Below are 26,565 nucleotides of genomic sequence, written 5' to 3'. Positions count from 1 at the left end.
GTATCACCGACGATACGCGCGTTTGGTTTAGCGTTCAACCAAAGGGCCGTGGCGTACGGTCGGCGCATGTCGTCGCGCACGCCGGTCGGGGCTCGGGCCACCGGAAATCGCGCCCCTGGAAATGGCGCCACGGATTCGTACAGCGGAGTGATCGCGCTGCTGATCGCCGCGATCGTGGCGGTGCTGATCGGCCGCCAGGTTCTCTCGTACCTCATCTCGGGCCGCGGCGGCGTCGCGACCTGGACCACGGTGTTCTGCGCGATCGTCGTGCAGGCGCTGCCGTTCCTCCTGCTCGGCGTCGTGCTCTCCGGCGCGATCACCGCGTTCGTACCGGCCCGGGTGTTCTCCGCGATCCTGCCCCGACGCGCGGCGTTCGCCGTGCCGGTGGCTGGTGCGGCCGGCGCGTTTCTGCCCGGCTGTGAGTGCGCCTCGGTGCCGGTCGCGGGCCGCCTGATCCAGCGCGGGATCGTCCCGGCCGCCGCGCTGGCGTTCCTGCTCTCCGCTCCGGCGATCAACCCGATCGTGCTGATCTCCACCGCGGTCGCGTTCCCCGGCCAGCCGGGCATGGTCGTGGGCCGGTTCGTCGCGTCGCTGGCGACCGCGGTCATCGTCGGCTGGATCTGGGCTCGGTTCGGCCGGCCGGAGTGGCTCGAGCGCTACGTCGCACGTCGCATGCCGGACCCCGACGGACCGGCGACGTCCCGCTTCGAGACGTTCCGGCTCGCGGTCGCGCACGACTTCTTCGAGGCCGGCGGTTTCCTGGTGATCGGCGCGGCGGCCGCGGCGACGATGAACGTCGTCATCCCACCGGACTGGATCACGACGGTCGCGGGCGTCCCGGTGCTCTCGATCCTGGTGCTGGCGTTGCTGGCCGTCGTCCTCTCGATCTGCTCGGAGGCCGATGCGTTCGTCGCGGCCAGCCTCACCGGGTTCCCGATGCCTGCCCAGCTCGCGTTCATGGTGGTGGGCCCGGTGGTCGACCTGAAGCTGATCGCGCTGCAGACCGGGACGTTCGGGCGGGCGTTCGCGGCCCGGTTCGCCCCGTTGACGTTCGTCGTCGCGGTCACGGCCGCGGTGACGACCGGCGTGTTGATCGGAGTGGCCTGATGCGGCGGGAAGTTCAGGCGATCGTTTTTGTCCTCCTCGGCGCGGTGCTGCTGAAGCTGGTGATCTCCGGGGAGTACCTGAACTACGTCCAGAGCCTGCTCCGGATCCCGCTGATCGTCACCGGCGTACTGCTGATGGCCTTCGGTGTGCTGGGGTTCGCACGCGACTGGCGCGGCCGCGATGCGGCCGACCGGTCCAGGCAGCGGTCGGCCGAGGCCCGCGTCCGAACGCACGGTCCAGGCGCAGATCCGGACGCCGATCAGCAGGCGGTTACCCACGAGGACGACGCGCACGAGAGCGGCCACACGCACACCGGTGACGGGCACGGCGTCGGATGGCTCTGGGTCGTTCCGGTCTTCGTCCTGGTGCTGGTGCCACCGCCCGCGCTCGGGTCGTTCGCGGCCGAGCGCGGCGCGGTGACCGTGCCGAAGCCGCCGCAGTCGGTGACGTACTCGGCGCTGAGCGGACCCGGTCCGGTGGAGCTCGAGGTGCACGACTACGCCCAGCGCGCGGTCTGGGACTCCGGCCGGACGCTGACCGGACGCACCGTCGAGCTGAGCGGGTTCGTGACGCCGCACAGCGGTGGCGCCTGGTACCTGACCCGGATGAAGGTCAACTGCTGCGCCGCGGACGCCCGGCCCTACCAGGTGCAGATCGTCGACTCGCCGGTCCGGGTGACCCGCGACGCGTGGGTGAAGGTGACCGGTACCTGGGTGGCGAGCACGTCGAGCGATCCGTGGAAGGCGGTGCCGCTGCTCAAGGCCACCACGGTCAGCGGGATTCCGACTCCGGCCCAGCCGTACGAGTAGCGTCCTCGTCGCTCGTCGCTTTGCGTTTGGGCTTTTTGCGTTTGCGGGTGGCCGCTGACTTCTCGGGAAACGCCTGCCAGGCGGGCTCGGGAGACGACTCGCCGATGCGCTCGGGCTTGGGGCGCTTTACGGGTTCCTCCGCGGGCTCCGGAGGATCACCCGGGAGCGTGAGCGTGACGACCGCGGCCGTCAGCAGCGCGCTGCCGACCAGGCCGCAGATGATCGCGGCGGTCCAGGCGACCGCGACGCCGTCGACCCGCTCGGTTCCGTACGCGACGTCCGCGTAGAACGCCTGCCACAGCGTCACCGCCCACACGACGGCGGCCACCAGCGCCAGCACACCGAGCGCGAACCAGCGGAACAGCAGCCGCCCCGGCCGGGCCAGGATGGCCAACCCGGCCCCGACCAGCGCGGCAACCGCGAGCAAACCGCTGATCACCGAGAGGAGCGACCATTCGGGGGGCAGTTCGTCCTGGTGGTTCAGTGGCCGTACCCAGGCCACCGGCACGAGCATCACGATCGCGGTTCCGGCCAGCGCCAGGATCCGCGCCACGTTGAGCGCGGCCGCGGACGACCCGATCGGCGCGTTCGATTCCGGACGCCGCCCGGCCGGTACCGGCCACGATTCCGTCCGAGGGCGGAACCACCGCACCAGGGCAGCCCCCAGCAACACCACGACCGCCGCAGCGGCGCCGGCCGCGCCGACGCCCGTGCCGAATACCTGCCCGGTGATCGCGCTCTGGTACGCCGGATCCCGGGTCTGCGGTGGCATCGCGTCCACGTACTCCTGATAGCGGATGTACGTGGCCAGGAACGCCAGCAACTGCGCGGGCAGCAGCACGGCGACCCCACCGCGCAGCGCCGCGAGCCCGACCGGCATCCCGCGGACGATGAGCACCGCGACCAAGCCGGACAGCACCGCGAACCCGAGCGCGAACCCACCGAGCACGTACACGGTCGGCAGTGCGGTGCCCGGATCCAGGTTCTCGACCGACCCGTCTCCGACCCGGAGCGCGTCGTGCAGTCGCAGAACCTCGCCCAGGTAGCGGTAGGCGCCGTAGAGGTCGCCGACCGCTCCGATCGCGAGCAGACCGGCGACGATGCGGTCCAGCCCGCGGTCGGTGCGGATCAGTTGCCGCGCAGAAGCCATGCCGCATTCTTGCCGGACGACTCGGTGGCCCCTAACGCGACCGGCCGGATGCTCGTGCGAGCATCCGGCCGGTCGGTCGTTCAACGGGTGTCAGCGAGCGGGTCGGTCCTCGCCGCGGCGGGACGAACGCTGCTCGGGCGTCCACCGCGGACGCCGTGCCCGGTAGCCCTCCGAGCTGTTGTCGCGCGGGCCGTCGGTCCGGTACTCACCGGACCGCTGGGCCGGCCGACGGTCAGCCCGCTCGACCCGGTTGTCCCGCTCGGGGCGACCGCTGCGGTCTCCACGGTCGAAGCCCCGATCGCCACGGTCTCCACGGTCGAAGCCGCGGTCGCCACGGTCGCTGCGCTCGGACCAGCGCGGCCCGTCCGAGCGACGCGGGCCACCCCGGTAACCACCGGTGCGCTCGCCCGAGCCGCTGCGCGGCCCCCGACGCGGGCCACCACGGCCACGGTCGGAGTCGAAGTCCCGGCTCCGCCGACGACGCGCCTCGGCAGCCGCCAGCTCCTCCGCGGTCGGCGGCGGCGGGGCCGGCGGCAACGCGTCGAGCAGCACGCTCGGCAGCGGGGCCTCCGGAGTGATCGTCGACCGGATCGGGTTGATACCGGCGAGCTTCGCCAGCCGGTGCGCGGCCCGACGGCTGTACGGCGCGACCAGCGTGGCGACCACACCGGACGCTCCGGCCCGCGCCGTACGCCCGGCCCGGTGCAGGTAGGACTTCGGGTCGGTGGGCGGGTCGAAGTGCACGACCAGGCCGACGCCGTCGACGTGGACACCGCGGGCGGCGACGTCGGTCGCGACCAGAACCGGCGCACGCCCGTTCTTGAAGTTCGACAGCACGCGGTTGCGCTGACCCTGCGTCCGGCCACCGTGCAGCGGCTCGGCGAAGACGCCGCGCTCGGTGAGCTGCTCGGCCAGCCGGTCGGCGCCGGCCTGGGTCTTCACGAACATGATCGTGCGGCCGGTCGACTTCACCAGCTCGGCGGCCACCCGGACCTTGTCCTGGTGGGTCACCTGGAGCATGTGGTGCTCCATCGTGTCGACCGACGCCGTGGACGGGGCCAGCGAGTGGGTCACCGGGTCGGTGAGGTACTCACGGACGATCGTGTCGACGTCGTTGTCCAGCGTCGCCGAGAACAGCAGCCGCTGCCCGTCCGGCCGGACCTGGTCGAGCAGACCGCGGACGACCGGCAGGAAGCCCATGTCGGCCATCTGGTCGGCCTCGTCGATCGCGGTGATCTCGACGTCGTCGAGCACCGCGCTGCCGCGCCGGATGTGGTCCTCCAGGCGACCCGGGGTCGCGACGACGACGTGGACGCCGCGCCGCAGGTCCTCGAGCTGGCGGGACATGGCCGCGCCACCGACGACCGGGCGCACCCGGACGCCGACCGCGCGGCCCAGCGGAGCCAGTGCGTCGGTCACCTGGAGCGCGAGCTCGCGGGTGGGGACCAGCACGAGGCCCAACGGGCGACCCGGGCGGACCCGGGCACCGGCGAGCTTGGCGACCAGCGGAAGCCCGAACGCCAGCGTCTTGCCGGAGCCGGTGGCGCCGCGGCCGAGAACGTCACGGCCGGCCAGCACCTCGGGAATCGTGGCGGCCTGGATCGGGAAGGCGTTGGTGAGCCCTTCCCGCTCGAGCGCGGTGACGATCCCGCGAGGGAGACCGAGGTCCGCGAAGGGAACGGCGGCGGGGGTGTCCTCGGTGACGTCCGCCTCGAGTGTTTCGAGTGTGAGTTCGTCGTCGGTGACGACGGCCTCGGGGGTGACCTCTTCGGTCGAAAAATCGGGCAGTTCAGATACAGCAGACAGCGTTGGCACAGAACGGCTTTCCGGGCAGACGACACAGCAGCCAGGGGTCATCCACCCCGGTCGGGGTAAACGGGGGATCGCAACGTCGAACCCACTGACCACCGGACATACGGACTACCGGGACACGGGTTTGCGACGAAACCTCGAAAGGACACTTCGCCAAGTTTCTCGGACCCCATGAGCTGCTCTGGGTTCTCCGAGGAGGCCTGGACACAACAAGAGTACCTGGTCCTCGTGTTCCCCGACCGAGCGCGTGACGCGCCTCGCCCCGCTGACCGCCCGGTCAGCGTGCTTTCGATCACCCGGACGGCTCATCACAACCACCGATAGGCCACATCTTTCTCACAGCGGGTCGGCTGGTCTGAGTGGTGCGAGGTGCCTACCGTCTTCGGTATGGGAACAGGTGGACCCGGCCGAGTACCGGGGAACAGCCAGCTCGCTGAGGCGGGCCGTCGCATGAGAGGAACCGCGATGTACCGGCTGCACTGCCCAGAGTGCGCACGGCCCGGCGTTACGCGAACCAACCGTCGCGAGGTACAGGCGCTGGCCAACACGCACAACCAGATGCTCCACCGCGGTCGTCCGGTAGCAACGGTCCGGATGGCCGGCTGGAACCTTTTTCGGAGGGTGACCCGTCAGCACTGAACGGTAGTGAGCAGCATTACTCGCTAGTTCCTCGCACGATGCAGTCGGCCGCCGGGCCGGACCCGAGCACGCCCCGACGACCACCCGGATGTACCCCGGGACCGGTCCCGGGACCGTGATCAGGGCCGACCGGCGGCGCAGTACCGATCACCGCAGTGTCCTTCCCCAACTGAACTAGAGAGGGTCCCGCGCACCGCGCGGGACCCTCTCTAGTTTCCTCCGGTCCTACACCCCCGCCCTCCCGCCTTAGCCGGACTGAAGACCGACGTTTCCGTACTGTGGCGCCATGCACGCGATCACGATCACGGAACCTGGCGGACCCGAGGTGCTGCGCTGGACCGAGGTTCCCGACCTGGAACCCGGCCCCGGCGAGGTCCTGATCGACGTGGCTGCCTCGGCCGTCAACCGCGCTGACCTGCTGCAACGGCAGGGCGCCTACCCGCCGCCGCCCGGCGCGTCCGAGTACCCGGGGCTGGAGTGCTCCGGCCGGATCGCCGCGGTCGGGCCCGGCGTCGAGGGCTGGAACGTCGGCGACGAGGTCTGCGCGCTGCTGGCCGGCGGCGGGTACGCCGAGCAGGTGGTGGTGCCGGCCGGGCAGGTTCTGCCGGTGCCCGACGGCGTGTTGCTGGCCGAAGCAGCCGGTCTCCCCGAGGTGTACTGCACGGTCTGGTCGAACGTCTTCGCGGTCGGACGCCTGGCGCCGGGCGACACGTTCCTGGTGCACGGCGGTGCGGGCGGCATCGGCACCGCCGCGATCCAGCTCGCCTCGGCCTACGGCGCCCGGGTGTTCTGCACCGCGAGCGCGGCGAAGCACAACCTGTGCCTCGCGCTCGGCGCGGAACGCGCGATCGACTACCGCTCCGAGGACTTCGTCGAGATCGTCAAGGACGCCACCGACGGCCGGGGCGTCGACGTGATCCTCGACAACATGGGGGCGAAGTACCTCGGCCGGAACGTGACCGCGCTGGCGACCAACGGTCGGCTGGTCGTCATCGGCATGCAGGGCGGCGTCAAGGGGGAGTTGAACCTCGGTGCGCTGCTGGCCAAGCGCGCCTCGATCACCGCCACCTCGCTGCGGGCCCGACCGATCAGCGAGAAGACGGAGATCGTCGAGGACGTGAAGACCCACGTCTGGCCGCTGATCAGCTTCGGCAAGATCCGGCCGATCATCGACCGCGCGGTCGCTCTGCCGGACGCCGCCGAGGCCCACCGTGTTCTCGAGGCAGGCGAGGCGTCCGGCAAGGTCCTCCTGGTCCGTTGACCGCCTAGGCCCTCGGCACCAGCAGGCGCCAGGTGTCGGCCGCGAACTGCAGTTCGAACCCGAGCCCGGTGTAGAACCGCAGCGCGTTGTTCACGTTCTCGGTATCCACGCCGAGACCGATCGCGCTCCGGCCCCGACGGGCGAACGCGGCGAACGCGGTGCGCAGCAGGAGCGTGGCGATGCCGCTGCCCCGTGCGGCGGCGACCGTGCCGAGGTTCTGCACCCAGCCCGTCGCCTCGCGCTCGTTGTGGCCGACGAGCACGCCGACGTCGACCGGACGGCCGGTGGCGTCGACTCGGGACGCGATCCAGGTCAGCGACCAGTCCCGGTGGTCGGCGTCCATCCGCTTGCGCCAATCCGCGTACGGCATCGCCTCGAAGCCGAAGTGCCCCGCGAACGTCTCCTGCACGAGCCGGTACGCGACCTCCTCGTCCTCCGGCGACGACACGGACCGGACCGTCACGCCCTCCGGCAGTGCGGGCGGCTCGTCGGTCTCGACGGTGACCTGACGGGTGAGCACGTGGTGCCGTCGGATGTTCCGCCAGCCACGCGCGGGCAGCGCGTGCACGGCCAGCACCGAGTCCGGCGTGAGCGCCAGGTGGAGGTCGGCCCGCTCGGCGTTCGCGGCGGCCGCGATCTCGGCGGCACGTGCGGTGAGCAGGTCCAACAGATGAATGCCCGCCGGGACGGCGTCCCGCAGTACGTAGTGATCGACGTCGAGCCGGTAGCCGGCCGACGCGGGCCAGAGCACGGCGTAGGCGACCAACCGGTCGCCGTCGAACGCGAGCCAGGAGTCCCGCGCCAAGTCACCGGTCCGCCGCAGGTCGCTTTCGACCTCCTCGAGGCCGTACCCCCCGTCACCGGCGTCGACCAGGTCGACCTCGTTGATCAGCGCACGGATGGCCGGCGCGTCGGCGATCACCGCGGACCGGACGGTCAGCCCGGGTACGGCGGAAATCGCAGGACTGGCATCGGACTGAATGGGCATACCCTGCACCCTCCGCTACCAGCGTCCGCACGCACAACATGATTGGGGGAGGATGGTCGTATGACCGACACTCAGTCCCCCAACGAGCTTCCCGACATCCCCGGTCAAACCGTCATGGTGATGGGCCCCGATGGCTCGCCGGTCGGCGCGATGCCAGTGGAAGCCGGTAAGGAAGACAGCGACAACGATCCGTCGCGGCTGATCGAGCAGCCCGGCAAGGTCATGCGGATCGGCAGCATGATCAAGCAGCTCCTGGAGGAGGTGCGGGCGGCTCCGCTGGACGAGGCGAGCCGCGCCCGGCTCAAGGAGATCCACGCGCGGTCGATCGCCGAGTTGGAGGACGGGCTGGCGCCGGAGCTCCGCGAGGAGCTGGAACGGCTGTCGCTCCCGTTCACCGACGACGCGACGCCGACCGAGCCCGAGCTGCGGATCGCCCAGGCCCAGCTGGTGGGTTGGCTGGAGGGGCTGTTCCACGGCATTCAGGCCGCGCTGGTGGCGCAGCAGATGGCTGCCCGGATGCAGCTGGAGCAGATGCGCGGACGCCCGGCGCTCCCGCCGGGGCTCGGCGGCATCGTGCCCGGTGAGGGCTCGCCGACGCCGCACGGCACCGGTCAGTACCTCTGACTCAGCGCGGGGTGGCGGCGTCTGCCTCGTCCAGCAGGGCGTCGAGGTAGGTCGCCACCCCGTCAGCGTCGTTCCCGGTGGTCACCGTGTGTGCGACCGCGGCGGCTTCCGGGTGGGCACCGGCGACGACGACGCCGCGCCCGGCCCAGCTGAGCATCGGGATGTCGTTGGGCATGTCGCCGAACGCGAGCACGGTGTCCGGGTCGACGCCGCAGCGTGTGGCGACCCAGGCGAGGCCGGTGGCCTTCGTGACGCCGGCCGCGGAGACCTCGATCAGACCGCGGAAGCCCGAGTGGGTCGGCGTGACCGCCCCGTCGAACAGACCGCCGCACGTCGTCCAGAGTTCGGCCGCCTCCACGTCGGGGGCGCGGACGAGCAACTTCTCGGCAGGCGCGCTGACCAGCTCGTCGTAGGAGACCTCGTCCTCGTCGGTGCGACCGAGGTCGTGCCGGACCGGATAGTCGGGCTCGTGCATCATCCGCAGCCCGCGCTCGACCGCGAAGATCGCGCCGGGAATCGCCTCCCGGACCGCGCCGGTGACCGAGCGGAGCGTCTCCGCAGGGATCGTCCAGTTCTGCAGCACCTCGCCGGATGCCCCGTCCAGCACCACTGCGCCGTTGGCGCAGACGACGCGGCCACGGCGTCCGGTCTGGGCGAGCACCGGGTCCATCCAGCGCCACGGGCGGCCGGTGACGAAGACCAGCGTGATACCGAGTTGCTCGAGGCGCTCGAACGTCGCCAGCGTCCGGTCCGAGACGGTCAGGTCCGATCGCAGCAGCGTTCCGTCGAGATCGGTGGCGACCAGCTTGGGCACGAACACACCTCAAGCCTTACACGCGGGGACACAACCCACCGCCTCGATGTCAGAACATGGACGGGATCCGTGGTTCGCTGGGGGTTTGGGCGACGAATTGGTGGTTAGGCTGTCCGCGTGCCGAACTACGCGACCGCCGACGTGGTGGACCGGGACACGTTGCTGACGTTTCTGCGACACCGCCACCACGGCCTGCTCGCGACCACGCGGAAAGACGGTCGGCCGCAACTGTCGCCGGTCACCTGCGGGGTGGACGTCGACGGCCGCATCGTGGTGTCGACCTATCCCGACCGCGCGAAGTCGCTCAACGCCCGCCGTGACGCCAGGGCGAGCATCTGCGTGCTCTCGTCCGACTGGAACGGGCCGTACGTCCAGGTGGACGGCGTCGCCGAGGTGCTCGACCTGCCCGAGGCCCTGGAACCGCTGGTCGAGTACTACCGGGTCATCTCCGGTGAACACCCGGACTGGGACGGCTACCGGACCGCGATGGAGCGGCAGGGCAAATGCCTCATCCGGATCACGATCGAGCGGTGGAGCCCGATTTCCACCGGTGGTTTCCCGCCACGTCTCGCCGACCAGTTCGGTGGGTCGAGCTAGACCGGGACGTGTGACCGAAGTCCGACAGAACGGTGCCTGACGCGGCGCCGGTGCACTCCCCCTTGCCGCCTATCCTGTCGCCAAGCGGTGGAGGGAGGGTCGGGTGACATCAGAGGACGCCGGACCTCGCCTCGGAGACCGTTATGTCCTCGGTGGGGTACTAGGTCGCGGGGCGACCGGTGCCGTGTACGCCGCTCACGACGTTCACCTCGACCGCCCGGTCGCGATCAAGATTCTGGTCGAGGCCGGTGACACGCTCACCACGCCGGAACGCTTCCAGCGTGAGGCCCGCATCACCGCCCGCCTGAACCACGCGAACATCGTCGCGGTCCACGACGTCGGGCGGATCAACGAGCGCGACACCGTCGACGTCGCGGTCGGGACGCCGTTCCTGGTGATGGAGCTCCTCACCGGCGGCAGCTGGAAAGACGAGATGAGCCGTGTGCGGCCCTCGCCGGAGCGGGTGGCGGGCGCGCTGGTCGGGGTCGCCAGGGCGCTGGCGGCCGCGCACTCGGTCGGCGTCACCCACCGCGACATCAAACCGGCGAACGTCCTGCTCACCGGCGACGGCGATGCGAAGCTGGCCGACTTCGGCATCGCGAAGTCGACCGAGGCGACCGGCCTGACCCGGCCCGGTGACATCGTCGGCACGCTCGCCTACACCGCGCCCGAGTGCCTGGAGGGGCACGCGGCCGAGCCGCCTGCGGACGTCTGGTCGTTCGGCGTCATGCTCTACGAGAGCCTGTCCGGACGGCGTCCGTTCGAGCAGGAGACGCTCGGAGCGCTGATCACCGCGATCCAGTCGGGGCGGTACCGGTCGCTCGCGTACGACTTACCGGGGCTTCCGCACAGCCTGTCCGCGACCGTCGATCGCTGCCTCGACCCGGACCCGCCGCACCGGCCGTCCGCGGCCGAGTTGGCGCGGGTGCTCAGCGACACCGCGGCGCTGTCGGCGCCGCCGACGACCGTGACGCCGACGTCCGGATCTCCGCTGTTCATCCCGTCCCAGCTGAGCCGCCCGGTCTCAGGCCCGCCGATCTCCGGGCCGCCGATCTCCGGGCCGCCGATCTCCGGGCCGCCGATCTCCGGGCCGCCGATCTCCGGGCCGCCGATCTCCGGGCCGCCGATTTCCGGGCCGCCCGTGTCGGGGCCGCCGATTTCCGGGCCACCGATCTCCGGGCCGCCCGTGTCGGGGCCGCCGATTTCCGGGCCACCGATCTCCGGGCCGCCCGTGTCGGGGCCGCCGATTTCCGGGGCTCGGACCGGGGGGCGGCCGCCGGCGCCGCCCACACCCGGGCGGGTTCCGTCCGCGCCGGGCAGCCCGGTGCCGATCCCCAGCGTGTACGCCTCCGGGTCCCGCCCCGGCGCCACCTCCCGGAGCGGACCGCCACCCCCGACCGGACCGCCCGTTCCGGTGCCGCCCCCGGACGCGCCTCGCAAGCGTCGCCGCTGGGTCGTCCCGGTCGCCGCGGGCGTCGTCTTCGTGCTCATGGTCGGAACCGTCGTCGCCGGCCGCAGCCTGCTCGACTCGGTCGTCGGCTGCAGCGGCGAGCTGCCGCTCGTCGTCGCCGCGTCGCCCGAGAAGGCCGGTGTCGTCGGTGCGCTCGCCGACCGGTACAACGCCGATCCGGCCGAGGTCGATGGCAAGTGCGTCCACGTGCAGATCGTCACGGTCAAGTCCGGAGAGGCGGTCGAGGCGCTGGCCAAGGGCTGGCCCAGCGCGGACTACGGCGTCCGCCCGGACGTCTGGTCCCCGGCGTCCAGCGTCTGGGTGGGGCTGGTCGGGCAACACGTCGGTGCGATCGGTGCGCCGCCCAAGGCCCCGAGCCTGGCCCGTTCACCGCTGGTGATCGCCGCCCCGGAGGCCACCGCGAAGACCCTCGGCTGGCCCACCAAGTCTCCCAGCTGGCAGGACATCGCCCGCTACGCCGGCAACGACGCCGCGTGGAAAGCGGCCAGCGGCTCGTCGACTCCGTTCCTGTTCGCCCGCACCAATCCGCTGGTCTCCACGTCCGGACTGCACGCGACGCTCGCCGCCTACCTCGCCGCACCCGGCCGCACCGGGGACGTCGAATCCGACTTGAAGCGCACCAGCGTGCGCCTGTTCCTCCGGACGCTGGAACGGTCGACCGACCGCTACGGCGACACCACGCTGACGTTCCTGGACACCCTGCGCCAGCAGGAGGAACAGTCCGAGCCGTCGTCGGTCTCCGCGCTCGCCGTCGAGGAGCAGACCGTCTGGGCCTACAACCAGGGCGAACCGATGAGCGCGGGCAGCAGCCACCTGCCCGCACCGAAGCAGAAACTGGTCGCGATGCACCCCCGCGACGGGACGCTGGTCTCCGACCACCCGTACGTCACCGTCGACAGCGTGATCGACGCGCCCTGGGTGACCACCGCGAAGCGCACGGCGGCCGATCGTTTCCTCGACTTCCTGCTCGACGACGACCAGCAGGCCACGTTCCGCGCGGCGGGTTTCCGGGACAGCGACGACCAGCTCGACCCCGACGTGGTCGCGAAATCGCGTGGGTTGCTCAGCGAGAAGTCCGCGACGACGTTCGCGTCACCGCAGCCCGCCGCGGTGGCAGCGCTGCTCACCGCCTGGCGCGACCTGAACCGGCAGGCGAACGTGCTGGTCGTCCTGGACACGTCGGGTTCGATGAAGGAGAAGGTCGCCGGCACGAACTCCACCCGATTACAGCTGGCCACGCAGGCCGCCGCGGCGTCGCTCTCGTACTTCGGGTCCAACGACGCGGTCGGGCTCTGGGAGTTCTCCACCCATCTGGCCGGAACGGTCGACCATCGCCAGCTCGTCCCGCTCAGCATGAAGGACGAGGAAGCGCTGACCCGTGCGCTGAAGAGCCTGCGACCGGCGAACGCCACCGGCCTGTACGACACCGCGCGGGCGGCCGTCGACGCCGTGCGGTCGCAGTCCGACGCCGACGGCATCAACGCGGTCGTCCTGCTCACCGACGGCGACAACCAGGACCCCGGCAGCATCAGCCCGGCAACGCTGCTGGCCGAGCTGCGTCCGAAGTCCGGGCAGCCGGCCGTGCGGGTGTACCCGATCGCGTTCGGCAACGACCTGAGCGCGACGGGAAAGAACGTGCTGAACCAGATGGCGATGGCGACCGGCGGCCGCTATTACCAGTCCAACGACCCCCGCAACATCGAGTCCGTCCTCGGCGACGTGATGTCGAACTTCTAGGCGAGGAGCGCTTCGAGGTAGCGGGCGACGCCGTCCTCGTCGTTGGAGCGGGTGACCTCGTCCGCGACCGCTTTCAGCTCCGGATGCGCGTTCGCCACCGCGACGCCCCGCCCGGCCCAGGCCAGCATCGGGACGTCGTTGGGCATGTCGCCGAACGCCAGCACGTCCGCCGCGGCCACCCCGACCCGGTCGCACACGACCGCGAGCCCGGCCGCCTTCGTGACACCGGTCGGACAGATCTCCAGGAACCCCAGCCCGGCGTACGTGACCTCACCGATCACGTCCGGCACCGCTGTCCTGGCCACCGCGAAGAACTCCTCGACGTCCAAGCCGGGCTTGGCGACGAACAGCTTCAGCAGCTCGCCGGAGAACATCGTCTCCCGGTCCGCGGGCTCCCAGGGGTCGGGGAACGGCCATTCGAACGACGGGTCGCCGTGCAGCGGGGCGTGGTCGACTTCGCCGGCTTCCACCGTGACCAGCACCGGCCCGACCCGTTCCTCGATCATCTGCACGGCCTGGGCGGCGACCGCGCCGGCGATCTTCGTCGCCTTCAGCACACCGCCGGTCTCCAGGTCGAGCACGAACCCGCCCTGCGCGCACACCAGGTACCGCGAGACGTCGACGGCCGCCGCGGAGAGCGTGCGGAGCCTGGGGCCGCGTCCGGTCACGCCGACGACCTCGACACCGGCGTCCCGCACCCGGCGCAACACGTCGTGGGTGTAGGCCGACACGGTTCCATCGGAACGGATCAGTGTGCCGTCCAGATCAGTGGCCACCAGCGCGGGCAAAACGGGCACCTTGCTCCCATCGACCGAGCGGCCGCCAGCACTTAGGGAAACCACCGGCCGAGCGCCGTCGCGCAGCCGTCCAGCTCGACCGGGTCGGTGACCTCGTCGGCGGCGTCCTGGACGACCTCCAGCGCCTGCCCCATCGCCACCGCCCAACCGGCCCACTTGAACAGCTCGATGTCGTTCGTGCCGTCACCGATCGCGAGCACGTCGGCCGGGTCGACGCCGAGGTCCTCGCAGACCATCGCGGTGCCGGTGGCCTTCGAGACGCCCGGCGCCTGGACGTCGAGCCAGGCGCTGTAACCGAGGTCCCAGCTGTACTGCGCGGGGTCGAGCACCTCGGCGGCGACCGCGCCCATCGCGACGGCGTCCCAGCCGGGCGCCACGCACACCAGCCGGACGACCGGTTCGGAGACCAGCGTCGCGAGGTCGACGACCTCCTCGCGGCCGACCGTGAACTCGCGGTGGAAGCCGTCGGTCGTCACGAACCCGTGCGGATCACGCTCGGCGGCGAACACCGCCTCCGGGATGCGCGCAGCGAGCGCCGCGGCGGCCGGCGCGATGTCCACCGTCACTCGATGCGTGATCCGAGCTTCCGTGGCGTCATACACCACCGCGCCGTTCGTGCACACCAGCTCGACACCGCGGATGCCGAGCGCAACAGCGGTATCAACGGCGTCCGGCACCGCACGGCCGGTCGCGACGACGACCGGCACACCGGCGTCGATCACCCGGCCGACCGCGGCCGCGACCGCCAGGCTGGGCCGCGTGCCTGCCGGCCCGTAGGGCACGACCGTTCCGTCCAGGTCGAGAGCGACGAGCTTGGGACGCCAGCCGGGGTCGAGACGTCGCCTCACGGAGCGAGCACGTCCCGGCCACCCAAGAACGGCCGAAGCGCCTCCGGAACCTTCACCGAACCGTCCGGCTGCTGGTGGTTCTCCAGGATCGCGACGATCCAGCGGGTGGTCGCCAGCGTGCCGTTGAGCGTCGCGACCGGCTCCGGCTTCCCGCTCGGGCCGCGGTGCCGGATGTTGAGCCGGCGGGCCTGGAAGTCGGTGCAGTTCGACGTCGACGTGAGCTCGAGGTACCGGCTCTGGCTCGGCAGCCAGGCCTCGCAGTCGAACTTGCGAGCTGCCGACGAGCCCAGGTCACCGGCGGCGACGTCGATCACGCGATAGGGGATCTCGACCTTGGCCAACATCTCCTCCTCCCACGCGAGCAGGCGCTGGTGCTCCTCCTGCGACGCCTCCAGCGTGGTGTAGGAGAACATCTCCACCTTGTCGAACTGGTGGACACGGATGATCCCGCGAGTGTCCTTCCCGTACGAGCCCGCCTCGCGCCGATAGCAGGTCGACCAGCCGGCGTAGCGCTTAGGGCCGTTCGAGAGGTCGATGATCTCGTCGGCGTGATAGCCGGCCAGCGCGACCTCGCTGGTGCCGACCAGGTAGAGGTCGTCGGCTTCGAGCCGGTAGATCTCGTCGGCGTGCGCGCCGAGGAAACCGGTGCCGCCCATGATCTCGGGCTTGACCAGCGTCGGCGTGATCATCGGCGTGAAGCCGTACTCGACAGCCTGGGCGATCGCCATGTTGAGCAGCGCGAGCTCGAGCAGCGCGCCGACGCCGGTGAGGAAGAAGAACCGCGAGCCGCCGACCTTGCTGCCCCGCTCCATGTCGATGGCGCCGAGCTTCTCGCCGATCGCGAGGTGGTCGAGCGGGTTCTCCAGGCCGGGGATCGTTCCGACCTCGCGCAGTACGACGTAGTCGTCCTCGCCGCCGACCGGCACGCCGTCCTCGACGATGTTCGGCACCGCGAGGTGGGCCTCACGGAGCGCCGCGTCGGCTTCACCCTGCTCCGACTCCGCGGCCTTGACCGTCGCCGCGAGCTCGCGAGCGGCGGCGACCAGCGCCGGACGCTCGTCCTTCGATGCCGCCTTGACCTTGTTCGAGACCGCCTTCTGCTCGCCGCGCAGCGAGTCGGCCTTGGCCACCGCGGCCCGGCGCTTCTCGTCGGCTGCGAGCAGCTCGTCCACCAGGGACTCGGACTCTCCGCGAGCCCGCTGGCTGGCGCGTACGAGGTCCGGATTGTCCCTGAGCAAGCGAAGATCGATCACCGCCCCAGCCTACAAGCGACCGCGCTCCCGCTCTTCACGATAATCGGCGGCCTGCAGCCGCCGAGGTTCGATTCATGGAGCCCGCTGAGAGCGGCGCTGCCGCTCCGTCGCAGGGAGGGCCGTGACCGTTCTGTGGTCACAACCGACCGAGACGGCCGGCAGCGTCGCTCTCAGCGGGCCGCCCACTGAGGTCCACGGTGACGGTGAGGGTTCGGTCCTCGTAGCGACGGTGGGTCGGCAGGCCCAGACCGGCCAGCAGCCGCAGCATCGGCACGTTGTCGGGCCGAACCAACGCGTGCACCTGATCGCACTCGGCATCCAGCGCCGCGGCGAGCAGCCGCCGGGTCACCGCGGTGCCGAGCCCCCGGGACTGCCAGGCGTCCTCCACCAGCAGGCCCAGCTCGGCCGGCGTCGTATCGTCCGAACCGCACCACATCAGGTTCCCGAGCGCGACGATCCGGCCGTCCGGCGCCTCACCGACCAGCGCGACGCCCAGCCGCGGGTTCACCAGGCGCGCGAGCTGCCGCGCGGTCAGGCGCGAAACCCCGGAGTGGTACCGGCGGAAGCGCGTCTCGTCCGAGCAGCGCGTGTGCATGTCGGCGATCGCGTCCAGGTCGCCGACCCCGGCCCGGCGCCAGGTGACGACGTCTTCCCCGGAGGCAGCGAGCAGCGTCGCCAGGTCGGCCAGCGCGCGGGCCCGAGCGGCCTCCGACGGCGTCAGCCGGGCGTCCATCCGGGCCACGCGCAGGTGCCCGCCGCGCGGATCACGCAAGCAGAAGCCGTCCTCGGCTACCGGCACCCCCGCCGGCGACCATGAGACCGCGCTGCCGTCGAGCAGGTCGGACAGGGCCAGCGGAAGGCTCTCCGGGTCCCGCACCAGCCGGGCGGCGAGCTGCAGCGCCCTGGTCGGCGGATCGGCCAGGCCGTGGACGTCGGCGGGACGGACCGTCGCGCGGCGTCCGCCCCCGGCCGCGACCGCCGCTGCCAGGTCCTCCTCGGTCAGTTCCGGCGGAGCGTCGGCCACAAAGTCGTCGACCGCGCCGGCCACGACGGGGTGGACCTGCACCGACAGGATGTTGACCGACAGGTCGGCCAGGCTCCCGGCGAGCGCGGCCAGCCGGCCCGGCTCGTCATCAACAACGGTACGAATGTGCCAAAGCGTCACGAAGTCCCCCTGGAGTCATCTGGCGTCCCCGGGTTGCGGCAGTGGAGCCGGTGACGGGACCAATCCTCGGCGGACCGGATTACGGGATCGTTCCAGGAGGGTGACCGCAGTCAGAAAACGAAGAATGTCCGAGTGGACTGAGTCACAACACTGTCGGTGAACACCCAGTACCATGGCAGAACGTGCAGTTTCTCCAGGCCTCCGGCGGCCCGAATACGCCGACAGCTGACCTGACCTACAACGACGTCTTCATGGTCCCGGCCCGGTCGGACGTCGGCTCCCGCCTCGACGTCGACCTCCGCACCGTCGACGGGATCGGTACGACCATCCCGCTCGTCGTCGCGAACATGACCGCGATCGCCGGACGCCGGATGGCCGAGACCACCGCCCGCCGCGGTGGGCTGACGATCATTCCGCAGGACATCCCGCTGGACGTCGTCGCGAGCGTCGTCGAATGGGTCAAGCAGCGACACGTCGTCTACGAGACGCCGGTGACGCTGAACCGCCACGACACGGCCGGTGACGCGCTGGCGCTCATCCACAAGCGTGCCCACGAGGCCGCGATCGTGCTCGACGGTGACCGGCCGGTCGGCGTCGTCACCCCGGCCGACTGCTCCGGCGTCGACCGGTTCACGCAGGTCGAAGAGGTGATGAGCAGCGAGCTGCTGACGATCACCGAGGGCACCCCGATGGACAAGGCCTACGGGACGCTCCACGACTCCCGCCGCAGGCTGGCGCCGGTCGTGAACGCCGACGGCGGCCTGGTCGGCGTCATCACCCGCACCGGAGCCCTGCGCAGCACGCTCTACACCCCGGCGCTGGACGCGAACGGGAAGCTGCGGGTCGGCACCGCGATCGGCATCAGCGGCGACGTCGCAGGCAAGGCGCGTGCGCTGCTCGACGCCGGAACGGACGTCCTGGTAGTGGACACCGCACACGGTCACCAGGAGAAGATGCTCGCCGCCGTCCGCGCGGTTCGCTCGATCGACCCGCACGTCCCGGTCGTCGCGGGCAACGTGGTCACGGCCGCAGGCACGAAGGACCTCATCGACGCCGGCGCCGACATCGTCAAGGTGGGCGTCGGCCCGGGCGCCATGTGCACGACGCGGATGATGACCGGCGTCGGCCGTCCGCAGTTCTCCGCGGTCCTGGAGTGCGCCGCGGAGGCCCGCAGGCACGGCAAGCACGTGTGGGCCGACGGCGGCGTCCGACACCCGCGTGACATCGCGCTCGCGCTGGCGGCCGGTGCCGCCAACGTGATGGTCGGCTCCTGGCTGGCCGGCACCTACGAGAGCGCCGCCGACCTGCAGCAGGACGGCGACGGACGGCTCTACAAGGTGTCGTTCGGCATGGCGTCGTCCCGCGCGGTCCGGCACCGCACCCGCACCGAGTCGGCGTTCGACCGTGCCCGCAAGGCACTGTTCGAGGAGGGCATCAGCTCCGGGAAGATGTACATCGACCCCGAGCGGCCGGGCGTCGAGGACGTCATCGACCAGATCGTCGCCGGTCTGCGGTCGGCCTGCACGTACGCGGGCGCCACATCACTGGAGGAGCTGCACGAGCGGGCCGTCGTCGGCATCCAGTCCACCGCCGGTTACGACGAGGGCCGACCGCTCCGCACGAGCTGGTAGCCGTCGGCTCCGCCATACTTCGTGCCCATGCCCGTCGATGCGCTCGTCGCCGCGGTCCGCTCCGGCCTCGTGGAGGTAGCGGACCCGGCGAAGGCGCCCGGCATGCAGGCCTACATGAAGTCGACGATGCCGTTCCTCGGCGTCCAGAAGACACCGCGGGCCGCGGTGCTCAAGCTCGTCTTCAACGATCACCAGCTCGCGGACCGCAACGAGTGGGAAGCCGCGGTCCGCGAACTCTGGCACGGCGCCACGTACCGCGAGGAGCGCTACGCCGCGATCGCGCTGACCGGCCACCGGAGCGCTCGCCCCTACCAGGACCGGGAGACGCTGCCGCTCTACCGCGAACTGATCGTCGACGGCGCCTGGTGGGACTACGTCGACGAGCTCGCGAGCAACCGCGTCGGCCCGATCCTGCGCGCCGACCGGCACCACGTCGAGCCGTTGATCCGCACCTGGAGCACCGACCCTGACAAGTGGCTACGCCGGACCGCGATCCTGTCCCAGCTCACGTTCAAGGCCGACACCGACCTGGCGCTGCTCGCCGACGTGATCGAACCGAACCTCACCGACCGTGACTTCTTCCTGCGGAAGGCGATCGGCTGGGCGCTGCGGCAGTACGCCTGGACCGACCCGGGCTGGGTCCGCGCCTACGTCGACGCGCACGAGGATCGGCTTTCCCCCCTCTCCCGCCGGGAAGCGCTGAAGAATATGTGACATGGACGTCACCGAAGGCGCACTGCTGTGGAGCCCGAGCGACCAGGTCCAGGCCCGCGCCCACATCACCGCGTACCAGAGCCGCATCGGCCTCGACGGCGACTACGACACCCTCTGGCAGTGGTCGGTAACCGACCTCGAAGGCTTCTGGAACTCGATCTGGACCCACTTCGACGTCCTCGGCTTCCACGCGAACGGCCCGGTCGTCACCGGCCACGAGATGCCCGACGTCCACTGGTTCGCCGGCAGCACGCTCAACTACGCCCGCAACGCGCTCCGGCACGACCCCGCGCGGGTTGCCCTGATCGCCACCGACGAGTCCGGTGAACGCCGCCCGATCACGTACGGCGAGCTGAACCGCGAGGTGGCCCGGGTAGCCGCCGGCCTGCGCGAACTCGGCGTCGGCCAGGGTGACCGGGTCGCCGCCTACCTGCCGAACATCCCGGAGGCCGTGATCGGCTTCCTCGCCACCGCGAGCCTCGGGGCGATCTGGTCGTCCTGCTCACCCGATTTCGGCGTCTCCGCGGTCGTCGACCGCTTCGCCCAGATCGAACCCGCGGTACTTCTCGCCGTCGACGAGTACCGGTACAACGGCCGGTCCTTCGACCGGAGCGACGCTGTCGCGTCGATCGCCGCTGCCCTGCCGAACCTCCGCGCCCTGGTTCTCGTAGCCGATTTGGACGCCGTCCCGGGCACCGCCGCAGTCTCCTGGGCCTCGCTGGGCGCCGGGACGTCCGCTCGCGAGCCGGAGTTCACCGAGGTCCCGTTCGAACATCCGCTCTGGGTGCTCTACTCGTCCGGCACCACCGGCCTGCCCAAACCGATCGTCCAGGGCCACGGTGGCATCGTGCTGGAGCACCTCAAGGAACTGTCGCTGCACGTTGACGTCGGCCAGGACGACACCCTGTTCTGGTTCACCACGACCGGCTGGATGATGTGGAACCTGCTGGTCGGCGGCTTGCTCGTCGGCTCGACGACCGTGCTCTACGACGGCAGCCCGGCCCATCCCGACCCGCTGGCGCTCTGGCGGCTCGCGGCCGACACCCGCATCACCCACTTCGGGGTGAGCGCGGCGTTCCTCACCGCCGGCGCCAAGCAGGACCTGCGCCCGGCCGACGAGTTGGACCTGTCCGCGTTGCGCTTCGTGGGCTCGACCGGGTCGCCGCTCCCGCCCGAGGGTTTCGCCTGGGTGTACGAGCGGGTCGGCTCCGACGTCCTGCTCGGGTCGGTCTCCGGCGGCACGGACGTCTGCACCGCGTTCCTCGGCTCGGTGCCGCTGCTGCCGGTGCGCGCGGGCGTGCTGCCCTGCCGCCAGCTCGGCGCTCGCGTCGAGGCGTACGACCCCGCAGGCAAGCCGCTCGTCGACGAAGTCGGCGAGCTCGTGGTCACCGCGCCGATGCCGTCGATGCCGGTCATGTTCTGGAACGACGCCGACCGCTCCCGGTACCGCGAGGCGTACTTCGACATGTTCCCGGGTGTCTGGCGGCACGGCGACTGGGTCCGCATCCGCCCCGACGGTGGTGCGGTGGTCTACGGACGGTCCGACTCGACGCTCAACCGGGGTGGCGTCCGGATGGGCACCGCCGACTTCTACCGGATCGTCGAGGGTTTCGCCGAGATCGCGGACTCGCTGGTCGTCGACACCGGGCAGCTCGGCTCGGAAGGCCGGCTGCTGCTCTTCGTCGTTCCCGCGGCCGGCGAGACGCTGGACGACGAGGTGATCGCCCGGCTGCGCTCGACGCTGCGCTCGGAGCTGTCTCCGCGCCACGTCCCGGACGAGACCCGCGTGGTCCGCGGCGTACCCAGGACGCTGTCCGGCAAGAAGCTGGAGGTGCCGGTGCGGCGGATCCTGCTCGGCGCCGACCCGGACAAGGTCGCGAACCGTGGTGCGCTGGTCGACCCCGACATCCTCGACGAGTACCGGCCGTAGGCTGGTTCCGTGGTCGAGATGAGCCGGGAGCGTTTCGAAGAACTCGTCGGAGATGCACTGGACGCCATTCCCGCGGAGTTGCTCGACCGGATGAGCAACGTTGTCGTCCTGGTCGAGGACGACGCTCCCGAGCCAGGGCTGCTCGGGCTCTACGAGGGCCACGCGCTGACCGACCGTGGGTGGGACTACTCCGGCGTGCTCCCGGACCGGATCACGATCTTCCGCAACCCCACGCTCAGGATCTGCGAGACCGAGGAAGACGTGGTCGACGAGGTCGCGATCACCGTCGTCCACGAGATCGCCCACCATTTCGGCATCCCGGACGAGCGCCTGCACGAACTCGGTTGGGCCTGAGAGTCTCCGCTGGCTGGTGGGTTCTACCCTGAAGCCACTGTCAGTGGAGGGAAAACCATGCGCTCTGAACTGTTCGCCGCCTCGAACATGGAGCAGGAGTCGGCGCAGCCGGGCCTGCGACTGCAGAACTCGAAGCTTCTGAAGGTGGAGCTGCGCGGCGAGGTGTTCGCCCGAGTCGGCTCGATGGTCGCGTACCAGGGAAACGTCCAGTTCCAGGCCCAGGGCTCCGGTGGGCTCAGCAAGTTCCTGAAGTCGAAGCTCACCGGTGAGGGCGTCCCGCTGATGAAGGCGGTCGGCCACGGTGACGTTTTCCTCGCCGACGCCGCATCCGACATCTACTTGATCGACCTCGAGGGCCCGCACGACGGTCTGACGATCAACGGCGCGAACGTGCTCGCGTTCGAGCCGACGCTGCAGTGGGACATCAAGATGGTCCAGGGCGCAGGCATGTTCTCCGCACAGGGTGCGTTCAACACGGTCTTCTCCGGCCAGGGTCGGATCGCGGTCACCTGCAAGGGCACGCCGGTCGTCCTGCGGGTCGACCAGCCGACCTACGCCGACCCGCAGGCGGCGGTGTGCTGGTCGGCGTCGCTGCAGACCGGGTACCACCGCGCCGACCAGCTCGGCCTGGGCACGCTGCTCGGCCGCACCACCGGTGAGGCGTTCACGATGAGCTTCGCCGGCCAGGGCTTCGTCGTGGTGCAGCCGTCCGAGCAGCCGGCCGGGTTCGGCGCCGGCGGTGGCGGCCAGCAGAGCAGTAGCGGCGGCGTGCTCGGTGGTCTGTTCGACTGACGCCGTACATACGTCGGGCCGCGACCTCTTCCGAGGTCGCGGCCCGATCTTGTCTCGCATGCGTTCCCGGCCAATTGGGCCGAGACACGACGCCGCGCCGCGCGGGGCGCGCCGGGGCGCTGTCGGCCGCCGCGCGGCAGGGTGCCGGCGGCTAGTCGGTGTGGAGACCGCAGCCCTCGCAGCGGCGCCACGCCACCTGGTCGGCGGCCGCCACGGCGTCGCGGCCGGCGTCGTCCAACAGGCAGCAGGTGAGACACGGCTGGCCGTAGGCCGGCAGCGTGTACGCGTAGCAGCAGGTACGCCGCAGCAGCAGCGGACGCCACCCCTGCCCTTCATCCAGTTCGGCGATCTCGACCAGCCCGTCGGCAGCCGGAGGGAGAATCGACAGCAGCTGCCGCACGGTGTCGGCACGATCGGCGAGCAACGCCGGATCGGCGGTCGCGGCCGGGTAGCCCATCGACTGTGCGACCGTGCCCCACAGCGGTCGCGGGCCGCCTCCGCGCAGCGACCGGAACGCTTCGACGGCAGGCACTAGGTGGTTCTCGACCAGCGTTCGCCGCAGGACGTCGAGCACTTCCCGCTCGGTGGCGACGACGTCCACGCCGGACTCGCCGGCCATCGGATCGTCGGGCAGCACCGTGTAGTGCAGCGCGAGGAACTCCAGCGTCGGCTCGCCGTCCGGCTCGATCTGGACGCACACTCGCGACTGCGAGACGTCCACGACCCGGCGCTCGGTGACCCAGCGGCCGACGGCGACGTCGATCAGCGCCCAGGTATACGCCTTGAACGCGAGCGCCGACGCGACCGGGAGCCGGGCGCTGCCGTGCCGGTCCCCGTAACGCACGATCCAACTGCGGAGCGCGTGCGCGTCAGCGAGGAGATGCACGGCAGGTCGAGGCGCGATCGAGGGCGGCAGCGTCATCGCACGACCCCCACATCGAGGCACCCTCTGGACCTTGTCATGAGGTTAGGTTAGCCTAACCGCACCAGAGAGGGAACTGCTGGGGTACGAGGGGAGCCGTACCTAGTTTGTCACCTTTGGTACGCCCGGCCGGGCGACTCAGCCCCGCCCGGCCGGGCGTGTTTCACTTCCCGGCGCTCTCAGAGGCCCGGTCGGAGCCCGCCCCAGCTGCGGCACGCCCAGCGCCCGTCCTCCTCGTCGAGGACAATATGCCCGGTATTCGGTAAATGATGCGTCAGGGCCCACGTCGGCTCTATCTGGGCGAGTCGCGAGACGGCGAGACGGGTTGCCGCGCCGTGGCTGACGACCACCGCGGCGCCGTCGTCCAGGCTCACCACCACCTCGTCGAGTGCTCCGAGCCAGCGGCCGAGCACCTCGGCACCGGACTCACCACCGCCGGGGCACCGGTTCTCCAGCTCCGCGCGTACCAACCAGGACGCGTAGACGTCGTCGAACGCCTCGTGCGCCTCGGCGTCCCGCCGGTCGTGGAGGTCACCGAGGTACGACTCCTTGAAGCCGTCGTGCACCCGTAAGTCGAGCTCGCGAGCGGCGGCCAGCGGCTCTGCCGTCTGCTGGGCACGAGTCATCGTCGACGACCACACCGACCGCACGTCCTCGTCGGCCAGCGACGCGACGAGCTTTTCGGCCTGTTCCCGGCCCTGCTCGGTGAGCTCGGGCCCGGGAACGGTGCAGTGCAGGCTTCCGATCGCGTTGGCCTCGCTCTGCGCGTGCCGGACGATGATCAGCCTTCGAGAGCCTCGCCGCCGCATCACGCCCCGCCGACGCGGACGCGGTCCAGCCACGCCGCGGCGTCGGCGAAGTCGTCGTCCGACGGCTCGGCGCGTCCGTCACCCTCGTGATCGGCACCGGCCCGCGGATAGGAGCCGAGGAACCGCACGTCGGCGCACACCCGTCGCAGACCCATCAGCGCCTCGCCCACCCGCGCGTCCTCGATGTGGCCGTCACAGTCGAGGAAGAAGCAGTATCTGCCCATCCGCTCCTTGGTCGGACGCGACTCGATGCGGGTCAGGTTGATCCCGCGGACGGCGAACTCGGTCAGCACCTCGAGCAACGCGCCGGTGCGGTCGTGCGCGATAAAGGCGACCAGCGACGTCACGTCGGCCCCGGTCGGCGCCGGCGGACGCCCCGGCAGGGTGACGAGGACGAAGCGCGTGACGGCCGCCGCGTTGTCGGCCACGTTGACGGCCAACTCGACCAGCCCGTGACGCTGTCCGGCCACCGGCGCGCACACCGCTGCGTCCCAATCCCCCCGGACGACGCCCTCGGCGGCGTCCGCGGTGGACGACGACGCCACGAGCTCGGCCGCCGGGACGTGCTCGCGCAGCCAGCCCTGGCACTGGGCGAGCCCGTGGGGATGCGACGCGACGTTCTTGAGCGACCCAAGATCGGCGCCAGGAGCGGCGTACAGGTTGAACGTGACCGGGAGCAGGACCTCACGGTTGATCATCAGCGGCTTACCGCTGACCAGACCGTCCAGGGTCGGCGGCACCGCGCCCTCGACCGAGTTCTCCAGCGGCACCAGCGCGGCGTCGGCCTCACCGTCCCGCACCGCACGGAGCGCCTCGGGCACGGTCACCATCGGGACTAGCTCGGCGTCGGCTGCCTCGGGGACCATTCGGAGCGCTTGCTCGGTGAACGTGCCGGAGGGTCCCAGATAGGCATATCGGGTGAGCGCAGCAGACATGCCCGGAGCCTATCCGGACGGCAGGCCACCCCGAGACGACATTTCGGGCTAGCCCGCGCGAAGGGGAACCGCTGCGGATCAGACCCGGTGGAAGAACGTCAGGGACCCCAGTACCGATCCGCCGACGCGGAGCGGTGTCGCGATCGCGTCGAGCGTCCACGTGCTAGTGCCCGATCGAATGCGCATCAGGCCCCGCGCCAGCGCGCCGGTCGACAGCGCGAAGAGCGGCGGGATACGTTCCACCTCGTCCGGGCGCAGACGCGTGCGGGCGGCGCTGAAATCGATCAGGTCGATGACGTCTTCGAGTAGGCCGCGCCCGACGAGGCCGCCCCTGGCCGATACGACGCCGAGCACGGCATGACAGGTCGAGGACGCAGCCAGGACGACACCATCCCGGTCGAGTAACAGGCAGGGCTCTTCGGCTTCACTCACCGTCTGCAGCCAGTTCTCCAGCGGCCGGACGCCTCCGACAAGTCGCAACGTCGGGACGACATCCGGGGCCACCTCGGAGGCAGCGACGGACATGTCGATGTGGGTCATGTGGGCGTGAGCCCTCCTCCCGACGGACTGCCGGCCCGCTCCGCCGGGCGAAGGGCAGTACCGCCCGATCCGGTGCCGGCCGCCGTTCACCAGCCTGTGGGCGGAACTACCCGTCCGTCGGTCCGCTGAAGCCCTTCGCTGCGGATTCGATGTGCGTGTACCTCCATGCGCCCATCACCAGAGTAGACGGCATTACAGCATGCGTGCAGGGGAGCGACAAAGAGTGGCGTCACCCCGAATGGTTGTCCCGCTGGGTGGGACGGATGTGTCACATTGGGCGCTCTGGTCGTACCAGGTATCAGCAGTTTCGGGTTCCGTCTCACCGGCGCGGGACTTGATCGATTGCGGAATCCGCGAAATCAATGGGCGGTGGCGAGCGAATTCTTGAATTGGATTCAAAGAATGCGACCTGATGGCCTCGGTGACCGACTAGTCCCCGGGCTGACCGCCGCGCCGACCCCCACCGAACGGCCGATCACCAAGGTTTCCGTCGACCGGCCGTCCGGGGGCCGCCTCCAGCGGCGGGGCTCGCGCCGCCCCTTTGTGGCGGCGCGGTGCGCGCGGCCGCCGCTGTGCCGCTGTGCCGCGAAACGGTAGATCCGATGCTGGAGCGCGCGGCTGCGGTGCCGGCTCAGCGCCGCGGAACGATGTGGCCTCGGGCTCGCTCTCGCGAGCCGCCGAGCGCATCGTTGCGAGGCGCGGGCCACCCAGCGCGGCGAGTGGACGCATCTGGGGGACCTATAGGGCGCCTGGATGCGCCCACTTTGGATACAACGGAAGCGGCAGCCCGAGCTCCGCGCCGGGGGGTGCAGTAGAGGGCGCCGTGGCCGGAAGGCCGCCGTGGCATACGAAACCGGGGTGTACGC

General features: G+C 70.8%; 23 protein-coding genes and 2 pseudogenes. 13 read left to right on the top strand and 12 right to left on the bottom strand.

Translation table 11 applies throughout. The features are described 5' to 3' along the window. Positions 1-66: 66 nt before the first annotated feature. Entirely contained in the window at positions 67-1,107 is a 1,041-nt protein-coding gene (locus tag BUB75_RS42600; protein WP_084742491.1) for a permease, read from the top strand. Beyond that, positions 1,107-1,916, top strand: a complete 810-nt coding sequence (locus BUB75_RS42595; RefSeq protein WP_073266346.1) for a TIGR03943 family putative permease subunit — start codon at positions 1,107-1,109, stop codon at positions 1,914-1,916. Before BUB75_RS42600 ends, BUB75_RS42595 begins: the two co-directional genes overlap by 1 nt. Here the strand turns inward: BUB75_RS42595 and BUB75_RS42590 are convergent. Next, the gene (locus tag BUB75_RS42590) at positions 1,879-3,066 is read right to left on the bottom strand and encodes a hypothetical protein (protein WP_073266344.1); all 1,188 of its coding nucleotides are present in this window, start codon (positions 3,064-3,066) and stop codon (positions 1,879-1,881) included. The two genes, BUB75_RS42595 and BUB75_RS42590, sit on opposite strands and share 38 nt — an antisense overlap. Positions 3,067-3,156: 90 nt before the next feature. Beyond that, positions 3,157-4,881 carry a DEAD/DEAH box helicase gene (locus BUB75_RS42585; RefSeq protein ID WP_073266342.1) on the bottom strand — a complete coding sequence of 575 codons (1,725 nt, stop codon included), beginning with the start codon at positions 4,879-4,881 and terminating at the stop codon, positions 3,157-3,159. Between the two features lie 922 nt (positions 4,882-5,803). Here BUB75_RS42585 and BUB75_RS42580 point away from each other — a divergent pair. After that, positions 5,804-6,778 (top strand): NAD(P)H-quinone oxidoreductase, encoded by a 975-nt coding sequence (locus BUB75_RS42580; protein WP_073266340.1) that lies wholly within the window; start codon positions 5,804-5,806, stop codon positions 6,776-6,778. Between the two features lie 4 nt (positions 6,779-6,782). On the opposite strand, the gene BUB75_RS42575 is transcribed toward BUB75_RS42580, so the two are convergent. Further along, on the bottom strand, positions 6,783-7,766 hold the full coding sequence (locus BUB75_RS42575; RefSeq protein ID WP_073266338.1) for a GNAT family N-acetyltransferase: 984 nt from the start codon (positions 7,764-7,766) through the stop codon (positions 6,783-6,785). Positions 7,767-7,826: 60 nt separating this feature from the next. On the opposite strand from BUB75_RS42575, the gene BUB75_RS42570 reads away from it, so the two are divergent. Beyond that, entirely contained in the window at positions 7,827-8,390 is a 564-nt protein-coding gene (locus tag BUB75_RS42570) for a bacterial proteasome activator family protein (RefSeq protein ID WP_073266336.1), read from the top strand. Between the two features lies 1 nt (position 8,391). On the opposite strand, the gene BUB75_RS42565 is transcribed toward BUB75_RS42570, so the two are convergent. Beyond that, entirely contained in the window at positions 8,392-9,204 is an 813-nt protein-coding gene (locus BUB75_RS42565) for an HAD family hydrolase (RefSeq protein ID WP_178380125.1), read from the bottom strand. Between the two features lie 117 nt (positions 9,205-9,321). On the opposite strand from BUB75_RS42565, the gene BUB75_RS42560 reads away from it, so the two are divergent. From BUB75_RS42560 to BUB75_RS48970, 4 genes and pseudogenes are all read left to right on the top strand, one after another. Continuing rightward, entirely contained in the window at positions 9,322-9,801 is a 480-nt protein-coding gene (locus BUB75_RS42560) for a PPOX class F420-dependent oxidoreductase (protein ID WP_073266332.1), read from the top strand. A gap of 103 nt (positions 9,802-9,904) precedes the next feature. Continuing rightward, positions 9,905-10,717: pseudogene (locus BUB75_RS48980) on the top strand (serine/threonine-protein kinase); the annotation flags it as partial. Further along, a pseudogene (locus BUB75_RS48975) lies at positions 10,675-10,890 on the top strand (hypothetical protein); the annotation flags it as partial. The pseudogenes BUB75_RS48980 and BUB75_RS48975, both read left to right, overlap by 43 nt. Before the next feature lie 400 nt (positions 10,891-11,290). Next, entirely contained in the window at positions 11,291-13,009 is a 1,719-nt protein-coding gene (locus tag BUB75_RS48970; protein ID WP_425430923.1) for a substrate-binding and vWA domain-containing protein, read from the top strand. Here the strand turns inward: BUB75_RS48970 and BUB75_RS42540 are convergent. The 4 genes from BUB75_RS42540 to BUB75_RS42525 form a co-directional block, all read right to left on the bottom strand. After that, a complete protein-coding gene (locus BUB75_RS42540) occupies positions 13,006-13,806 on the bottom strand; it encodes a Cof-type HAD-IIB family hydrolase (protein WP_073266330.1) in 801 nt (266 codons plus the stop codon). The genes BUB75_RS48970 and BUB75_RS42540 overlap by 4 nt on opposite strands. Before the next feature lie 32 nt (positions 13,807-13,838). Beyond that, positions 13,839-14,654 (bottom strand): HAD family hydrolase, encoded by an 816-nt coding sequence (locus BUB75_RS42535; protein WP_073266328.1) that lies wholly within the window; start codon positions 14,652-14,654, stop codon positions 13,839-13,841. Next, positions 14,651-15,907: a serine--tRNA ligase gene (gene serS, locus BUB75_RS42530; RefSeq protein ID WP_073266326.1), complete on the bottom strand. Its 1,257-nt coding sequence runs from the start codon at positions 15,905-15,907 to the stop codon at positions 14,651-14,653. Before serS ends, BUB75_RS42535 begins: the two co-directional genes overlap by 4 nt. Positions 15,908-16,043: 136 nt before the next feature. Continuing rightward, a complete protein-coding gene (locus BUB75_RS42525; protein WP_084742479.1) occupies positions 16,044-17,072 on the bottom strand; it encodes a GNAT family N-acetyltransferase in 1,029 nt (342 codons plus the stop codon). A gap of 182 nt (positions 17,073-17,254) precedes the next feature. Here BUB75_RS42525 and BUB75_RS42520 point away from each other — a divergent pair, with 182 nt between their 5' ends. Genes BUB75_RS42520 through BUB75_RS42500 form a run of 5 tightly spaced genes read left to right on the top strand, consistent with a single transcriptional unit; the run spans position 17,255 to position 22,493 of the window. Then, a complete protein-coding gene (locus BUB75_RS42520) occupies positions 17,255-18,703 on the top strand; it encodes a GuaB1 family IMP dehydrogenase-related protein (RefSeq protein ID WP_073266324.1) in 1,449 nt (482 codons plus the stop codon). Between the two features lie 27 nt (positions 18,704-18,730). Beyond that, on the top strand, positions 18,731-19,417 hold the full coding sequence (locus tag BUB75_RS42515) for a DNA alkylation repair protein (RefSeq protein ID WP_073266322.1): 687 nt from the start codon (positions 18,731-18,733) through the stop codon (positions 19,415-19,417). Position 19,418: 1 nt separating this feature from the next. Next, positions 19,419-21,347 (top strand): acetoacetate--CoA ligase, encoded by a 1,929-nt coding sequence (locus BUB75_RS42510; RefSeq protein WP_073266319.1) that lies wholly within the window; start codon positions 19,419-19,421, stop codon positions 21,345-21,347. An 18-nt stretch (positions 21,348-21,365) separates the two neighbouring features. Continuing rightward, a complete protein-coding gene (locus BUB75_RS42505) occupies positions 21,366-21,701 on the top strand; it encodes a metallopeptidase family protein (protein WP_073266389.1) in 336 nt (111 codons plus the stop codon). A gap of 57 nt (positions 21,702-21,758) precedes the next feature. Beyond that, entirely contained in the window at positions 21,759-22,493 is a 735-nt protein-coding gene (locus tag BUB75_RS42500) for an AIM24 family protein (RefSeq protein ID WP_073266317.1), read from the top strand. Between the two features lie 151 nt (positions 22,494-22,644). Here BUB75_RS42500 and BUB75_RS42495 read toward each other — a convergent pair whose 3' ends face one another. From BUB75_RS42495 to BUB75_RS42480, 4 genes are all read right to left on the bottom strand, one after another. Next, on the bottom strand, positions 22,645-23,415 hold the full coding sequence (locus tag BUB75_RS42495) for an IucA/IucC family C-terminal-domain containing protein (protein WP_073266315.1): 771 nt from the start codon (positions 23,413-23,415) through the stop codon (positions 22,645-22,647). Between the two features lie 179 nt (positions 23,416-23,594). Next, on the bottom strand, positions 23,595-24,224 hold the full coding sequence (locus BUB75_RS42490) for a histidine phosphatase family protein (RefSeq protein ID WP_073266313.1): 630 nt from the start codon (positions 24,222-24,224) through the stop codon (positions 23,595-23,597). Beyond that, complete coding sequence (pheA, locus tag BUB75_RS42485) at positions 24,224-25,159, bottom strand: prephenate dehydratase (RefSeq protein ID WP_073266311.1); 936 nt, start codon at positions 25,157-25,159, stop codon at positions 24,224-24,226. Before pheA ends, BUB75_RS42490 begins: the two co-directional genes overlap by 1 nt. 78 nt (positions 25,160-25,237) lie before the next feature. Then, positions 25,238-25,699: a hypothetical protein gene (locus tag BUB75_RS42480; RefSeq protein ID WP_073266309.1), complete on the bottom strand. Its 462-nt coding sequence runs from the start codon at positions 25,697-25,699 to the stop codon at positions 25,238-25,240. Positions 25,700-26,565: the final 866 nt, after the last annotated feature.

The organism is Cryptosporangium aurantiacum (assembly GCF_900143005.1).
Lineage (GTDB): Bacteria > Actinomycetota > Actinomycetes > Mycobacteriales > Cryptosporangiaceae > Cryptosporangium > Cryptosporangium aurantiacum.
This window is presented reverse-complemented; position numbering and strand designations above follow the sequence as displayed.

Bases quoted from the DNA above. Each gene is read 5' to 3' on its own strand.
- BUB75_RS42490 (WP_073266313.1), bottom strand. From the start codon at position 24,224: ATGCGGCGGCGAGGCTCTCGAAGGCTGATCATCGTCCGGCACGCGCAG.
- BUB75_RS42480 (WP_073266309.1), bottom strand. From the start codon at position 25,699: ATGACCCACATCGACATGTCCGTCGCTGCCTCCGAGGTGGCCCCGGAT.
- BUB75_RS42570 (WP_073266336.1), top strand. From the start codon at position 7,827: ATGACCGACACTCAGTCCCCCAACGAGCTTCCCGACATCCCCGGTCAA.
- BUB75_RS42595 (WP_073266346.1), top strand. From the start codon at position 1,107: ATGCGGCGGGAAGTTCAGGCGATCGTTTTTGTCCTCCTCGGCGCGGTG.
- BUB75_RS42600 (WP_084742491.1), top strand. From the start codon at position 67: ATGTCGTCGCGCACGCCGGTCGGGGCTCGGGCCACCGGAAATCGCGCC.
- pheA (WP_073266311.1), bottom strand. From the start codon at position 25,159: ATGTCTGCTGCGCTCACCCGATATGCCTATCTGGGACCCTCCGGCACG.
- BUB75_RS42495 (WP_073266315.1), bottom strand. From the start codon at position 23,415: ATGACGCTGCCGCCCTCGATCGCGCCTCGACCTGCCGTGCATCTCCTC.
- BUB75_RS42575 (WP_073266338.1), bottom strand. From the start codon at position 7,766: ATGCCCATTCAGTCCGATGCCAGTCCTGCGATTTCCGCCGTACCCGGG.
- BUB75_RS42505 (WP_073266389.1), top strand. From the start codon at position 21,366: ATGAGCCGGGAGCGTTTCGAAGAACTCGTCGGAGATGCACTGGACGCC.
- BUB75_RS42510 (WP_073266319.1), top strand. From the start codon at position 19,419: ATGGACGTCACCGAAGGCGCACTGCTGTGGAGCCCGAGCGACCAGGTC.
- BUB75_RS42580 (WP_073266340.1), top strand. From the start codon at position 5,804: ATGCACGCGATCACGATCACGGAACCTGGCGGACCCGAGGTGCTGCGC.
- BUB75_RS48970 (WP_425430923.1), top strand. From the start codon at position 11,291: ATGGTCGGAACCGTCGTCGCCGGCCGCAGCCTGCTCGACTCGGTCGTC.
- BUB75_RS42500 (WP_073266317.1), top strand. From the start codon at position 21,759: ATGCGCTCTGAACTGTTCGCCGCCTCGAACATGGAGCAGGAGTCGGCG.
- BUB75_RS42590 (WP_073266344.1), bottom strand. From the start codon at position 3,066: ATGGCTTCTGCGCGGCAACTGATCCGCACCGACCGCGGGCTGGACCGC.
- BUB75_RS42515 (WP_073266322.1), top strand. From the start codon at position 18,731: ATGCCCGTCGATGCGCTCGTCGCCGCGGTCCGCTCCGGCCTCGTGGAG.